We start from the raw sequence: 13,545 nt of genomic DNA on the forward strand, positions 1-13,545 counted from the left end.
TGAATCACATGATCTCGGCCGGCCACTACCTGGCCACGCAGGCCGGCATGGACATACTCCAGGCGGGCGGCAACGCCGTCGACGCCGGCGTTGCCGCCGGCATCGCCTTGGGCGTGGTTCAGAGCGACATCGTCAACTTCGGCGGCGTCGCCCCCATCCTGGTCTACCAGGCCAAGACCCGCAAGGTGTGGAGCATTTCCGGGCTGGGCTATTGGCCCAAGGCCGCGCGCCTGGAGACCTTCCTGGAAAAACACGCCGGCACGATCCCGGCGGGCGTGCTGCGCACCGTCATTCCGGCCGCGCCCGACGCCTGGATCACCGCGCTGGAGCGATTCGGCACCATGGGCTTCGGCGAGGTCGCGGCCGGCGCCATCCGGCTGGCGCGCGAAGGCTTCGTCATGTACCCGCTGATGGCCGAGGTACTGGCCGAAAACGAAAGGAACTACGCCCGCTGGGCGTCCAGCGCCGCCATCTACCTGCCCGGCGGCAAGCCGCCAGCGCCAGGATCGATATTCCGCCAGGCCGACCTGGCGCGCAGCATCCAGTACATGGCCGACGAAGAACGCGCCCATCGCGGCGATGGCCGGCAGGCCGGCCTGGCCGCGGCCCGCCGCGCGTTCTACGAAGGCGACATCGCCGCGGCCATCGTCAGGTACCACCGCGAGGAAGGCGGGCTGGTCACCCACGAGGACCTGGGCGGCTTTTCCGTCGAGGTCGAACCCGCGCTGTCCACCGACTTTCACGGCACGCAGGTGCACAGCTGCGGCTTCTGGTGCCAGGGCCCCTCGCTGCTGCAAATGCTGAACATTCTTGAGCCCTGCGATTTGCGCGCCCTGGGCCACAACTCCGCCCCCTATGTACATCTGCTGGCCGAAGCCATCAAACTGGCTTTTGCCGACCGCGAGGTGCACTACGCCGATCCCCGCCATGCCCAGGTGCCGCAAGCGGCCTTGCTGTCCAAGGAATATGCGCGCGCGCGGCTGGCCATGATCGCCCGGGATCGCGCCGGTCCGGACATGCCGCCGGCGGGCGCGCTGCCCGAGGCGCGCGCCATCGATCTGCGCGCCGCCGGCCCCGACGACATGGCGCGCACGGATCCGCGTCTGGATACCTCCTACGTGGCGGTAGTGGACAGGGAGGGCAACGCCTTTTCGGCCACGCCCAGCGACGGCTCCTACAACGTCCCCGTCATTCCAGGAACCGGCATCTGCGCTTCCGGGCGCGGCAGCCAATCCTGGGCCGAGGCCGGCCATCCCTGCGCGATCGGGCCGGGCCGCCGCCCGCGGCTCACGCCCAACCCCTCGCTGGCCATCCGGCCCGGCCAATATGTCATGCCTTTCGGCACGCCCGGGGGCGACGTACAGTGCCAGGCCATGCTGCAGACCTTCCTGAACATGGAGGTATTCGGCATGGACGTGCAACAGGCGGTCGAGGCTCCGCGCTTTGCAAGCTTCAGCTTCCCCTCGTCGTTCGAACCGCACAACGCCATGCCGGGCCGGCTGATGATCGAAGACATGATCGCGCGCGGCGCGGGCGAAAAGCTTGCCGAAATGGGTCATACCGTCAAATGGTGGCAAGGCCACAGCTGGCGGGCCGGCGCCGTTTGCATGGTCAGGCATGACCTGGATAGCGCCGTGCGCTGGGGCGGCGCGGACCCGCGCCGGCCGGCGTACGCGGCGGGATGGTAAGTCGGCGCGGCGTCCGGAACGCACGGCAGCGCCAGGCATGACGCCTGCTGCATCTGCCGAGCCACTTGGGTGCAATAAGCGGGAACAGCGATTGCTGGTGAACGCCAAGTACCCCACTAGATGCGCAGACCTGCAGGCGTATCTGCAACCCGTGCGCTTACTGCGGAACATGCATATGGATCGCGAGGAACTATTGGCACACATGATCGCCACGCCAGCGATCGACCGGGACTTCAATGACTGGCCCGAAGTATTGGCCAACTATGCCGAATGCCTGGTCGCGCTGCAGCCGCGGCTGCCGCCCGAGGAACTGGAAAGGCTGATACGCGTCGGCGCGGATTTCTACCGCACGCTGGCGCGCGCCGAACAATACCGGCACATGTCTGTCTGGGACGAGCAGCAGCCCTAATGCTCAGCCATACGTGTAAGAGCGCCGGCGATACGCTTCCTTGACGTAGCGCTGGAGTTCGGCCTCGACCGGCGAGACCGTCGCCGCTGGCTCCGCGTGGGGGTCGAGCAAGCGCCGCGCGGCTTCCAGCGTGCGCCGCGCCCTGAGTTCACCTTGGCTCAAAATCTCGGCGGAAGGCGCCGTCGTATCGCGTTCAAACTTGTCCATGACGCTACTCCTGGAGGTAAGGGGATGCAGCAGTCCGCTACATCAGCAAGCGGTGTGCCCGCGGCCTGGGCAGTTCACCCCGTGGGGCCATGGCTGCCGCAAAAAAGGGCGGCTGATAGCCGCCCTCTTCATCACTTCCGACTTACCAGTAGGGATCCTGGTTGTAGTACTTGTGCACGCTCAGCGCCCAACTTTCATCCGCCATCCTGGGCCAATCATCCTTGTCGAAACCCGGTGCGTTCTTCAACACCTCCTTGTCTACATTCAGGATGAAGCACTTGCGGTCCGTGTCCAGGGTCAATGCCGCCCATGGAATCGCAAAAAGCTTGTCGCCCATCCCCAGAATGCCGCCCCTCGACAACACCGCATAAGCGACTCGTCCGCGCGGCACATCTATCATGATGTCCTTGATGGACCCCAACCCCTCGCCCGCCGCGTTGACGACATCATTGCCCTCCAGGGTGTCCGCAGCCATGACTTCCGGGCCAGGCCCCGTCGCCGAGCCCTTGGGTCCGCCAACAATATTGGTTTGATGCTCCATGCGTTTCTCCTGTGCGGGGCCTATCCCCACGTTGAACTCCGGTTGCGGCGGCACCCTGTGCGCCGATCCGCAATAAGCACTCCAGCAAGCGTCATGCCCGCCTCGCCGTCCAGCACGCCGACCAATATCGCGAGGCCAACGACAACCTGCCGAGCACGCGCGGACGCGGCGCCACGCCGCCTCCTGGGTATCCCAAGAGGGGGGGCCAAGTAAGTCGCCGCCACGGCATGGCCGGCGGGCCCCGGACGGTTGTTTAATTTTGTGCAGTAGCGCCGGCATGTTTTTCACACTCCTTAAAAGACCTCGGAAAGATTCGTTCGACTCGATCGATACATTGCGCGGCAGCGGTCCCCGGACCCCCGAAAAATCGCTGCCGCGCAAACGAGGCCACCCATGCCGGAAGTTGTTGTCTATGTCAGAAGCCAGCCTCGGCTGGGCGACCAGATCGTCGCCCTGCCGGCGCTCTATCAATTGAAAACCTGGTGGGCATCCAGGCGGATCCGGGTAGTCGCCCGCGACGACCTGGCCGGCTTCTACCGGGGCGTGCCCTGGGTCGACGAGTTCGTGCGCGCCACCACCTTCGGCGACTACCTGCGCACCCTGAGGAAGAACACCCCGGTCTGCGTCAGCCTGCATCACAGCAGCGAGCGCTTCGGCCTGCTCAACCTGCTGCGCCGGCCCGCCTTGCGCTTCGGCTTTCGCAACGAACGCGTGAGCGATCTGGTCTGGACGCATTGCCACCGCAAGAACATTGCCGAATACATCGGCCTGGCCAATCTGCGCCTGCTGGCGTCGTACCGCGGATTCGACGCCGAGCTCGCGGCGCGGCGCTGTTTCCAGGCGCTGGCGCGCCCGCATATCGATGAAGCTCCGCGCGCCGACGTGGTGCTGATTCCCGGCGGCGGTTCAGGCGCCTTCAAGCGTTGGAGCCTGCTGAACTATCTGCGCCTGGCCGAAAGACTCAAGCTGCTGCTGGGCCAGGACACCCGCTTCCTGTTCGTGCTGGGAGAACAGGAAACCGTCGAACGCGACAAACTCGAAACCTTGCGGCGTCCGGAGTTCTCTATCGCCTATTGCCGCTCTGTGCCGGAGCTCAGCGCCATCATGCTGCGCGCGCGCCTCGTCGTGGCCAATGATTGCGGCCCCTCGCATATCGCGCAAGGCGCCTGCGTGCCCTATGTCGGCGTATTCAACGAGTCCAATCCCGAGTGGTTCTGGGACCGGCCCTACTCCGCCGCGGTCGTTCCCCGCCATCCCCGCGACGGCATCAACGCCATCACGCCCGACGACGTGCTGGCCGCATGCCGCAAAGTCCTGGAACATCATGCGCATCCTGCATACGTTGGCTGAACGCAGCCTGGGCGGCCTGGAGTTCCGCGTCCTCGAACAATCGGCATGGCTGCAACGCCACGGCTACGAAGTGGCTATCGCCGCTCCCGCGGACAGCGAAATCGGGCGCGAAGCGCGGCAGCGCGGCCTGCGCGCCGTGGACATCGCCTTCGATTCCGCCTACTCGCCCGCCACGGTCCTGAAGCTGCGGCGCGCCGTCAAGGCGTTGCGCATCGACATCATCGACAGCCACAGCCGGGCGGACGGCAAGACCGCCGCGCTGTGCCGCGACCTGTGCGCGGTCGTCAGGACGCGCCATTTCGCCAAGCCCATGCGCTCCTCGCCGCGGCGCCGGCTGGAGTGGAAACTTGGGTGCGACCACGTCATCGCGACCAGCCTGCTGGGCAAACAGGAACTCCTGGCCGCGCGCCTGGCCGCCCCTGAACAGGTCAGCGTGGTCGGAGAATGGGCCGCCGACGAGTTCTTCCAATCTGACGACACCCCGCAGGCGCGCCTGCGCAGCCGGCAAGCCCTGGACATGCGCGCTCCCGACAGCGCCTACGTCATCGCCACCATAGGCATGCTACGCCCCGAGAAAGGCCAGTCCGACCTGCTGCGCGTGGTGCAGCGGCTGCGCGCCCAGGGCCTGCCCGCCATCGCGCTGGTGGTCGGCATGCCCACGGCCAGCACCAAGCCCTACGCCTACGCGTTGCATCAACTGAGCGTGGACCTGGGCGTATCAGAGCATGTGGTGTTCGCCGGCCATCGCAACAATGTTGCAGAGATGATCCGCGCCGCCGACGTGGTGCTGGTGCCATCTGCCACCGAAGCCTGGTCGCGGGTCGTGCCCGAGTCCTATGCGGCGCGGCGGCCGGTGGTCGCCAGCGATGTGGGCGGCCTGCCGGAAATCGTGACGCCGGGCCAGACCGGCTGGCTGGCGCCGCCGGGCGACGTCGCCGCCTACGCAAACCGCATCATGCAGATCCGCGGCAACCCCGCGCAGACTGCGGCCATGGTCGGCAACGCCCGCGCCTATGCGGACGCGAACTTCCGCTTGGCGGGCAAGATGTTCAGCACCCTGGAGGCGTACAAGCGCGCGCTGCGTCCCGGTTGACGGACGAACGCCACGACGAAAGCGCTATCATGGTGCCCCCGATTTATTTACCCGATTCAGTACCGTGACCAAGCCCGCCCTACTGCTCGTCCTGGCAATCGCCTTGACCGGTTGCTCCAAGCAGGAAGAAACCCCCTGGGAACGGCTGCAAGCCGCCACGCCGAAACTACAGCTGGCCGCCAATACGCCCGAAGCAGCGGTGAAATCCTGGTGGCAGGTCCGTGACGCGCACGACCGCTACACCGCCACCGCCTGCAAGGAAATGGCCGAACTGTACCGTCCGTTCAGCGCGGCCGAAGACTCCCTGTCCACGGCGCAGCTCCAGGCGCGCCAGAACGGCGACGAAAAGTGCAGCCTCGAAACCTACGAGCGCAGCGTCGTCAACGTCGACGTCCAGTCCGACACGCGCGCCTTCGTCGTCGCCCAGATCCGCAACACCACGCCCTCGACCCCCGGCTTCCCCGTGGACAACGATGAGCGCGACCGCAAGGAACGCGGCGTGCGCATGCAGTACCTGCTGGAACGCGCCGACCAGACCCAGGACTGGAAGATCGCCCAGGTATTTGGCCGCAACCGCTACTGCGAAGTCGCGCCGGTCAACGGCTGGTGCCCGCTGTACAACCGCGCGGCGGGGTCGGCGAATAGTTATGTGTTTGAGTTCAGCCAGTAGGCAAGGGTGTTTCGCGAACCCCGCCAGAAAGACGGCGGGACGCGAGCCGGAGCCACCACATTACCTGCATTCGCCCTTGGCGGTCGCCTCGACCACCGTTCCCGGGCATGACGAAAATCAGCGACGGACCGGGTCCTGACCCAACCTCGCGTAGCGCCGGACAGCCACACGGCACACGGCACGTAGAATGGCGCAGGGATCACCAGGGAAACCTCAAGAAAGGTTCCAGTATCTCTCGCGCCAGCAAGGCCTATATCCCCTGGCGCGCGTCAATTTCCGGGAACGACGCTACAAGGAGACCGGATGACCTCATATGTTGCCCTTTTGCGTGCCGTGAATGTCGGCGGAACGGGCAAGCTGCCGATGTCCGACTTGAAGGCGATGTGCGAGGCAGAAGGTTTCGGCAATATCCGGACCTATATCGCCAGCGGCAATGTCGTTTTCTCCGCCGAAGGGTCCGAGGCTGATGTCAAGGCAGCCCTGGAGAAGCGTCTGATGGCCTATGCCGCAAAGCCAGTGGGCGTCATCGTGCGCAACGCGCAAGAGATGGCCGACGTTCTTAAGGCCAATCCATTCCCTGATGCCCCACCCAACTGGACCGTCGCCATATTCCTGGATGCTCCGCCCCCCGCCGGCACATTGGAGGCGGTAAAGGGCAGGCAGGATGAAGAGGTCAGCCTGGGCAAGCGGGAAATCTATGTCGCTTATGGCTCGGGCATGGGCCGGTCGAAACTCAGGATCCCGGCCGGGGCTGGCGGAACTGCCCGCAACATCAACACCATAGCGAAACTTGCTCAACTCGCAGCCGCGCCAGGCAACAAATGACGGCATGCCCTGCAACAGATCGCACGCATATCAGTTGCTGAAGCAGCGGCTGCAACAAGAGGTCAATCGGGCGCGGCGCACTCTCGCCACCGGCTCAGGCTCTTCGCGCTTGAGTTCCATTTAGAACAATTAGGCAGAATTTTTGAACTTTTAGGCAGAATTCCGATTTAAAGAAGTGATTCACTCACGGTTCAGGCAAGCTTTCTCCGGCCATGCCCTCCCTCCAAGGATTCCTCCATGACCCAACTTCAAATCAACGGCCAGGCTAAGGATATCGACGTCCCGGGCGAAACGCCCCTGCTCTGGACTTTACGGGATGAACTCGGCATGACCGGCACCAAGTTCGGGTGCGGTATGGCATTGTGCGGCGCCTGTACCGTGCACATGGACGGCGCGCCGATCCGGTCCTGTGTCACTCCGCTCTCCACCGTGGCTGGCCACAGCATCACGACCATCGAAGGGATAGAGGCGGATGCGGTCGGCCGGGCCGTGCAGCAAGCCTGGATAGAACAGAACGTTGCCCAATGCGGCTACTGCCAGGCGGGCCAGATCATGACCGCGGTAAGCCTGCTCAAGGCCTCGGCGCAGCCGACGGATCAAGACATCGAGGACGCCATGAGCGGCAATATCTGCCGTTGCGGCACCTACCCCCGCATCCGCGCAGCCATCCAGCAGGCTGCCAAGCTCCTTGCCCAGGGAGGCAAGCAATGACGCACACTGCTCAACTTTCCCGGCGCGGCTTTCTGCAGGGCGCCTTGGGCGCGTTCACCCTGACGGTCACGACCAAAGGTTTGATCACGACAGCCTGGGCCGCCGAGTCCTCCGCCCAGAAGTACGGCGCTGACAGCATGCCCGGCGGCACCGTCGACGATCCGCTGGTTTTCGTCAGCATCGCCGCGGACGGCACCGTCACCATCGTCGCGCACCGGGCCGAAATGGGCACGGGCGTGCGCACCAGCCTGCCCATGGTGGTGGCCGACGAAATGGAAGCGCGCTGGGAGCGCGTGAAAGTCATACAGGCGCAGGCCGATGAAGCGCGCTATGGCAACCAGAACGTGGATGGCTCGCGCAGCGTGCGCCACTTCCTGATGCCCATGCGGCGCGTGGGCGCGGCCGCCCGCCAGATGCTCGAAGCCGCGGCGGCGGCGCGTTGGTCCGTTCCTCTGGCCGAGGTCAAGGCGGTGCAACATGAGGTGCTGCATCAGCCATCCGGCCGCCGTTTGACTTATGGCGAGCTGGCGGCCGACGCGGCCAAACAGCCTGTCCCCACGGGCGATGCGCTCAAGCTCAAGGATCGGAAAGAGTTCCGCTACATCGGAAAGGACCAGGTGCGCCTGGTGGACCTGGAGGCCATCGGCAAGGGCCAGGCCAGCTACGGCATGGATATGCGCCTGCCCGACATGGTCTATGCCGTCGTCGCGCGTCCACCCGTCGTCGGCGGCAAGCTGCGCCGTCTCGACAGCGCCAAGGCGCTGGCCATGCCCGGCGTGCTGAAGGTCGTGGAGATTCCGCCGATGCAAGGGGCACCCGCGTTCCAGCCCCTGGGCGGCGTCGCCATCGTCGCGCGCAACACCTGGGCGGCCCGCCAAGGCCGCGACGCGCTGGAAATCGAATGGGACGACGGCCCCAACGCCAGCTATGACTCAAGCGCCTACCGCCAGACGCTGGAAGCGGCGGCGCGCAAGCCCGGCAAGACGATGCGCAGCCAGGGCGATGCCGCGCAAACCTGGGCCAAGGCGCCCGAAGCCGAGCGCGTCGCCGCGGAGTACTACGTTCCCCATCTGGCCCATGCCTCGATGGAACCGCCGGCCGCCACCGTCCGGATCAAGGATGGCCGCGCCGAGGTCTGGACGTCGATCCAGAACCCCATCGCCGCGCGCGACGCCGTCGCCGCCCGGCTGAAACTGGAGCCCTCCAACGTCACGCTCAATGTCTTGCTGCTGGGCGGTGGGTTCGGCCGCAAGTCCAAGCCCGATTTCGTGGACGAGGCCGCCATCGTCGCCCGCGCCATGCCCGAAGGCACGCCAGTCAAGCTGGTGTGGACTCGCGAGGACGACATTCACCATGACTATCTGCATACCGTGTCGGTCGAACGCCTGGAGGCCGTCCTGGACCAGAACGGCCAAGTCCAGTCCTGGCTGCACCGCAGCGCCGCCCCCACCATCGCCTCTCTCTTCGCGGAAGGCGCCAAGGGCCAGCAGCTGTTCGAATCGGCCATGTCGGCCATCAACATGCCGTACCGCATTCCCAACGTCCGGGTGGAAACGGCCGAAGTGGAAGCCCATGCCCGCATCGGCTGGTTTCGCTCGGTAGCCAACATTCCGCATGCCTACGCGGCCCAGTGCTTCATTGCAGAATTGGCCCACCACGCGGGCAAGGATCCCAAGGATTTCGCGCTCGACCTCATCGGCCCGGCGCGCAGGATCGACCCGGGCACGATGGCCGACACCTGGAATTACTCAGAATCCCCCGAGCGCTACCCCTATGACACGGGCCGCCTGCGCGGCGTGATCGAAGCGGCTTGCCAAGGCGCGGAATGGGGCAGAACCCTGCCCCAGGGCCATGGCCTCGGGCTGGCATTCTGCTACAGCTTCATGAGCTACACCGCCACCGTGGTCGAAGTGGCCGTGGATGCAAAGGGCGAGGTGCGCGTGGTGGCCGTGGACATGGCGATGGACTGCGGCCCGCAAATCAACCCAGAACGCATCCGCGCGCAGATGGAAGGCGGTGCCATCATGGGCCTGGGTCTTGCCCTTGCCAGCGAGATTACGTTCGAGCAGGGCCGCGTGAAGCAGAGCAACTTCCACGACTATGAAGTGCTGCGCCACAATGCTTCGCCGCGCGTGATCCGCACGCATCTGGTCAACGACGATCACGCCCTGCCTCCGGGCGGCGTGGGCGAGCCCCCGGTACCGCCGGTGGCGCCCGCGCTGTGCAACGCCATCTTTGCGGCCACCGGCAAGCGGATCCGCAGCCTGCCGGTGCGCAGGGTAGCCTAGGCATGGAGACGGTCGACGTCCGAGTTTTGCGCGAAGCCCGCGCCTGGCTGGCGGAGGGGCACAGGCTGCTGCTGGCCACGGTGGTCAAGACCTGGGGTTCATCGCCGCGCCCCGTCGGCTCCATGATGGCCCTGCGTGAAGACGGACGCTGCGTCGGCTCCGTATCCGGCGGCTGCATCGAAGACGACCTGATACACCGGTATACCCGCGCCTTTGGCGAGGGCGCCATTGCGCAAGGCGCGCCGGAACTGGTGCGCTACGGGATTGAAGCCGACGAAGCGCGCCGGTTCGGACTGCCTTGCGGCGGCACGCTGGAGCTGCTGCTGGAGTTCCTGCCGGACTACGAAACGCTGGACGCCCTGGTCCGGCGGCTCGAATCCGGCCAGTTGGTCCAGCGCACCGTCGATGTAACCACCGGAGCGGTGACATTGGCGCCGGCCTCGACGCCCGCGGCAGTGCAATTCGACGGCGCGACGCTTTGTTCCACGCTTGGGCCGCAGTACCGGATGCTGCTCATCGGCGCAGGCGCATTGGCGGAATACCTGGCCACCATGGCCTTGTTCAACGACTTTGCCGTGACGGTCTGCGATCCGCGGGGGGAACACGTAGGCAGCTGGTCCGTTCCCGGCGTGCACATCACACGGGAAATGCCCGATGACGCCGTGCTGGCACTGGCCCCCGACACGCGCACCTGCATCGTCGCCTTGAGCCATGATCCCAAGCTGGACGATCTTGCGCTTCTGGAAGCACTTCACAGCCCGGCGTTTTACGTGGGCGCCATTGGTTCGCGCCGCAATACGGGCATCCGCAGGCAGCGGTTCTTGGAACATTTCGGCGAAACCGCCGCATCCCTGGAACGGCTGCACGCACCAGTCGGCATTCACATCGGCAGCAAGACGCCCGCGGAAATCGCGGTGAGCATCATGGCGGAGATACTTGCCGTCAAGAACGGAATTGCATAGCCTGCCGCGCTGTCTGGCGGCATCCGGTTCCTGACATAGGAGTTTCTGGCGCGGCAGGAGGGGCTCGAACCCCCGACCCCGGGCTTAGAAGGCCCGTGCTCTATCCAGCTGAGCTACTGCCGCGCGGTGTGGTGATGGCCCGGAAACGATCCGGGCGGCGCATTTTACCTTGTTGCGGCCCGCTTGGCAGGCCGGCGGCGCTGGCGCCCTATTCCTCGCCTATATCCGCGTGGGTCGACACCCACAGCACCAGCGCATCCTCCAGGCTCAGGCTGATCACCCGGTGGCCCATCCGGCTGTCTATATAGAAGCTTTCCCCGGCCTTGAGGCGGGCGGGTTCGTAGAACTCGGTGTAGAGCTCGACCTCGCCTTCCAGGACGTAGACGAATTCCTCGCCGCGGTGGCGGCTCCAGTCGTGGAATTCTTCGAAGGAGCGCGCCTTGACCCGGGTATGGAAGGGCATCATGCGCTTGTGCGACAGCGCGGTGCACAGCAGGCGGTGGTCGTAGTACGGGGTGTCGTACTGGCGTCCTTCCCCCTGGCGGCTCAGGCTGCGGCGGCCGGTGCCCATGTGGGCGTCGGACGCGGTGAAAAGTTCGGCCACGTCCAGTTCCAGGCCGGCCGCGATCTTGATCAGGTTGTCATAGGTGGGCGACAGCAGGCTGTTTTCGATCTTGGACAACGTGGACGCGGACACGCCGGTGGCCGCGGCCGCCTGCTTCAAGGTCCACGCCCGCGCCTGGCGCAAGGCTCGCAGCCGCTGTGCCAACACGCTCTGTTTGTTGCCTTCCATCTATGCACCCTGTCATGCGCGCGACCGCCGCTCCCGCCACCAGTCGCGCGCCTGGTATGACCAATAAGTTAGTTGCACCGCCGCCGTGCCAAAGCCGCCGCCGTTCCACGCCAATCCAAAAGGCGCGAACAGCTTGTAGCGCTGGGTGTCGCCCGCGATCCCCTCGGCCACCACCCGGCCGCCGATCGACGCGGTGTTCATGCCATGTCCGCCGAATGCCGTGCAGTACCAGACGTCCGGCGACAGCTGGCCGATCTGCGGCATCAGATGCCGCGCGTAGGCCATGCGCCCCGACCACGCCGTCTCCACTTGCAGCCCCTGCAATTGGGGATAGACAGAGAGCAGTTCGCGGCGCAGCGACTCCGCCAGATCGGGCGGGTCGTCGACACGGGTGGTGATTCTACTGCCCCAGCCGATGCGCCCGCCGTCGAGCACGCGGTAATAGTTGCCGGCGCGCCGGTCGTCGCCGACGGCGGCGGTGGTCCGTATGGCGTCGAGCACCCGGTCGCCCAACGGTTCCGTCAGCATGATGTAGGTGGCGATGGGCAGCATCGCGCGGCGCAGCGCGGGCACCACGCTCTCGGTGTAGCCGCCGGTGGCCAGCACCACGGTGCGGGCCTCGACCTGGCCCTGCTCCGTCTTCAGGCGTTTGACCGCGCCGTCCAGGGCCGCCTGCGTGACGGGCGAGTCCTCGTGGATGCGCACGCCCAGGCTCGCGCATTCACGGGCCAGCGCGCGGGCGTAGTTCAGCGGATGGAAGTGGAAGGACGTGGGGTCCTCCACGCCCTGGTGGTAGACATCGGACAGCAGGCGCTCGCGGACCTGATTGCGGCTCAAGAGGCGCACCTCGCGGCCAAAGTCGCGCTGCTGGCTGTCGCACCACTGCCGCAGGGAGTCGGTCGCCTCGTAACGCACCACGCGCAGCCGGCCGTCGACCTTGCGGGCGTCGACGATGCCCAGGTCGCGGATGTTGTTGCGGATGATCTCCACGCCCTCCATCGACAGCCGGTAGAGCTTGCGGTAGTGGTCTTCGTCGACGTGTTTCCTGATGGCGTCGGCCCCTGCCGAGAATGCCGGTGACACCGAGCCGCCGTTGCGTCCCGACGCCCCCCACGCGATGCGCCGCCCTTCCAGCAAGGTGACGTCGCGGCCGCGGCGGGCCAGTTCCAGTGCGGTGGACAGGCCGGCCAGTCCGGCTCCGACCACGCAGACGTCGGTGCTGGAGGTGCCGGACAGGGGCGCATAGCGGGTGTCGCTGTCGGCCAGCGTGCGCTTGTAGTAGGTGTCGATGTACTCGGAAGCCATGGTGGTCGGCATCAGTTCAGGCCTGCGCCCTGCAAGCCGCCCGTCAAGCGCTTCTCCAGCCAGTTGGCCAGGCGCAGCAGCGGGTAGCAATAGATAAAGTAGATGGCGGCGATCATGCCGTAGATGAACAGCGACTTGGCCGGAAAGGTGATGATGAAGACCTCGCCTTGCCGCGTCAGTTCGGTGATGCCCACCACGGAAAGAATCGCGGTGCTTTTGATCAACATGACGTAGACGCCGCTCATGGGCTGCACGATCAGGCGCATGGCCTGCGGCAGGATGACCAGGCGCAGGATCTGGAACGGTCTCAGGCCCAGCGTCATGGCGCCTTCGGTCTGGCCGCGCGGCACGGCCTGGATCGCGCCCATGACGATCTCGGCTACGTAGCAGGAGGTGTAGACGGACAGCGACACGAAGGCGGCGGTGCCGGAATCCCAATGCAGCATTTCGATGCCCGAACTGGGCAGCACGAAATAAAAGATATAGAGCTGCACCAGGAACGGCGTGCCGCGCAGGATGTGGATGTACAGGCCCAGCAGCTGATGCACGCCGCGGATGCGGTAGCTGCGGATCACGCCGATCACGAAACCCAGCAGGGAGCCGGCGATGATGGCCACGAAGGAGATCTTCAAGGTCTCCCAGAAGCCCTTCAGCAGGAAGGGCAGCACGACGCCGGCGGTGGAGAGATAGGAATCCAGCATGC

The 13,545-nt window shown here is 65.8% G+C and carries 14 protein-coding genes and 1 tRNA gene; 9 read left to right on the forward strand and 6 right to left on the reverse strand.

The features are described from left to right. Both IPU70_RS24710 and IPU70_RS24715 read left to right on the forward strand, forming a co-directional pair. The coding region (locus tag IPU70_RS24710) for a gamma-glutamyltransferase family protein (protein WP_207471371.1) at positions 1-1,688 on the forward strand (1,688 nt) is incomplete at its 5' end. Between the two features lie 175 nt (positions 1,689-1,863). Beyond that, on the forward strand, positions 1,864-2,097 hold the full coding sequence (locus IPU70_RS24715; RefSeq protein ID WP_207471373.1) for a DNA-3-methyladenine glycosylase: 234 nt from the start codon (positions 1,864-1,866) through the stop codon (positions 2,095-2,097). 3 nt (positions 2,098-2,100) lie between these two features. Here IPU70_RS24715 and IPU70_RS24720 read toward each other — a convergent pair whose 3' ends face one another. Beyond that, entirely contained in the window at positions 2,101-2,304 is a 204-nt protein-coding gene (locus IPU70_RS24720) for a hypothetical protein (RefSeq protein WP_207471375.1), read from the reverse strand. A gap of 142 nt (positions 2,305-2,446) precedes the next feature. Beyond that, the gene (locus tag IPU70_RS24725) at positions 2,447-2,845 is read right to left on the reverse strand and encodes a PRC-barrel domain-containing protein (protein WP_207471377.1); all 399 of its coding nucleotides are present in this window, start codon (positions 2,843-2,845) and stop codon (positions 2,447-2,449) included. 393 nt (positions 2,846-3,238) lie between these two features. On the opposite strand from IPU70_RS24725, the gene IPU70_RS24730 reads away from it, so the two are divergent. From IPU70_RS24730 to IPU70_RS24760, 7 genes are all read left to right on the forward strand, one after another. Next, positions 3,239-4,195: a glycosyltransferase family 9 protein gene (locus tag IPU70_RS24730; RefSeq protein WP_207471379.1), complete on the forward strand. Its 957-nt coding sequence runs from the start codon at positions 3,239-3,241 to the stop codon at positions 4,193-4,195. Beyond that, positions 4,170-5,288, forward strand: coding sequence for a glycosyltransferase family 4 protein (locus IPU70_RS24735; RefSeq protein ID WP_207471381.1), 1,119 nt, complete (start codon positions 4,170-4,172; stop codon positions 5,286-5,288). The genes IPU70_RS24730 and IPU70_RS24735 overlap by 26 nt, the downstream gene beginning before the upstream one ends. Positions 5,289-5,352: 64 nt before the next feature. Next, on the forward strand, positions 5,353-5,958 hold the full coding sequence (locus tag IPU70_RS24740) for a hypothetical protein (protein ID WP_207471383.1): 606 nt from the start codon (positions 5,353-5,355) through the stop codon (positions 5,956-5,958). A 303-nt stretch (positions 5,959-6,261) separates the two neighbouring features. Continuing rightward, on the forward strand, positions 6,262-6,783 hold the full coding sequence (locus tag IPU70_RS24745) for a DUF1697 domain-containing protein (protein ID WP_207471385.1): 522 nt from the start codon (positions 6,262-6,264) through the stop codon (positions 6,781-6,783). Positions 6,784-7,020: 237 nt separating this feature from the next. Continuing rightward, a complete protein-coding gene (locus IPU70_RS24750) occupies positions 7,021-7,494 on the forward strand; it encodes a (2Fe-2S)-binding protein (protein WP_207471387.1) in 474 nt (157 codons plus the stop codon). After that, the gene (locus IPU70_RS24755; protein ID WP_207471394.1) at positions 7,491-9,782 is read left to right on the forward strand and encodes a xanthine dehydrogenase family protein molybdopterin-binding subunit; all 2,292 of its coding nucleotides are present in this window, start codon (positions 7,491-7,493) and stop codon (positions 9,780-9,782) included. Before IPU70_RS24750 ends, IPU70_RS24755 begins: the two co-directional genes overlap by 4 nt. A 2-nt stretch (positions 9,783-9,784) precedes the next feature. After that, on the forward strand, positions 9,785-10,744 hold the full coding sequence (locus IPU70_RS24760; protein ID WP_207471396.1) for an XdhC family protein: 960 nt from the start codon (positions 9,785-9,787) through the stop codon (positions 10,742-10,744). A gap of 46 nt (positions 10,745-10,790) precedes the next feature. Here IPU70_RS24760 and IPU70_RS24765 read toward each other — a convergent pair. The 4 genes from IPU70_RS24765 to IPU70_RS24780 all read right to left on the reverse strand — a co-directional run bounded on the left by IPU70_RS24765 (position 10,791) and on the right by IPU70_RS24780 (position 13,543). Next, positions 10,791-10,867 (reverse strand) — tRNA-Arg (locus IPU70_RS24765). 85 nt (positions 10,868-10,952) lie between these two features. Next, positions 10,953-11,537 carry a helix-turn-helix domain-containing protein gene (locus IPU70_RS24770; RefSeq protein WP_207471398.1) on the reverse strand — a complete coding sequence of 195 codons (585 nt, stop codon included), beginning with the start codon at positions 11,535-11,537 and terminating at the stop codon, positions 10,953-10,955. A gap of 12 nt (positions 11,538-11,549) precedes the next feature. After that, on the reverse strand, positions 11,550-12,842 hold the full coding sequence (locus IPU70_RS24775; RefSeq protein WP_207471602.1) for an FAD-binding oxidoreductase: 1,293 nt from the start codon (positions 12,840-12,842) through the stop codon (positions 11,550-11,552). Between the two features lie 11 nt (positions 12,843-12,853). Further along, positions 12,854-13,543, reverse strand: a complete 690-nt coding sequence (locus IPU70_RS24780) for an amino acid ABC transporter permease (RefSeq protein WP_054451276.1) — start codon at positions 13,541-13,543, stop codon at positions 12,854-12,856. Positions 13,544-13,545: the final 2 nt, after the last annotated feature.

The organism is Achromobacter sp. SD115 (genome assembly GCF_017355315.1).
Taxonomy (GTDB): Bacteria; Pseudomonadota; Gammaproteobacteria; order Burkholderiales; family Burkholderiaceae_B; genus Achromobacter; species Achromobacter xylosoxidans_B.

Excerpts from the sequence above, each read along its gene's own strand:
- IPU70_RS24715 (WP_207471373.1), top strand. The coding sequence starts at position 1,864 with ATGGATCGCGAGGAACTATTGGCACACATGATCGCCACGCCAGCGATC.
- IPU70_RS24720 (WP_207471375.1), bottom strand. The coding sequence starts at position 2,304 with ATGGACAAGTTTGAACGCGATACGACGGCGCCTTCCGCCGAGATTTTG.
- IPU70_RS24725 (WP_207471377.1), bottom strand. The coding sequence starts at position 2,845 with ATGGAGCATCAAACCAATATTGTTGGCGGACCCAAGGGCTCGGCGACG.
- IPU70_RS24730 (WP_207471379.1), top strand. The coding sequence starts at position 3,239 with ATGCCGGAAGTTGTTGTCTATGTCAGAAGCCAGCCTCGGCTGGGCGAC.
- IPU70_RS24735 (WP_207471381.1), top strand. The coding sequence starts at position 4,170 with ATGCGCATCCTGCATACGTTGGCTGAACGCAGCCTGGGCGGCCTGGAG.
- IPU70_RS24745 (WP_207471385.1), top strand. The coding sequence starts at position 6,262 with ATGACCTCATATGTTGCCCTTTTGCGTGCCGTGAATGTCGGCGGAACG.
- IPU70_RS24750 (WP_207471387.1), top strand. The coding sequence starts at position 7,021 with ATGACCCAACTTCAAATCAACGGCCAGGCTAAGGATATCGACGTCCCG.
- IPU70_RS24755 (WP_207471394.1), top strand. The coding sequence starts at position 7,491 with ATGACGCACACTGCTCAACTTTCCCGGCGCGGCTTTCTGCAGGGCGCC.
- IPU70_RS24760 (WP_207471396.1), top strand. The coding sequence starts at position 9,785 with ATGGAGACGGTCGACGTCCGAGTTTTGCGCGAAGCCCGCGCCTGGCTG.
- IPU70_RS24770 (WP_207471398.1), bottom strand. The coding sequence starts at position 11,537 with ATGGAAGGCAACAAACAGAGCGTGTTGGCACAGCGGCTGCGAGCCTTG.
- IPU70_RS24775 (WP_207471602.1), bottom strand. The coding sequence starts at position 12,842 with ATGGCTTCCGAGTACATCGACACCTACTACAAGCGCACGCTGGCCGAC.
- IPU70_RS24780 (WP_054451276.1), bottom strand. The coding sequence starts at position 13,543 with ATGCTGGATTCCTATCTCTCCACCGCCGGCGTCGTGCTGCCCTTCCTG.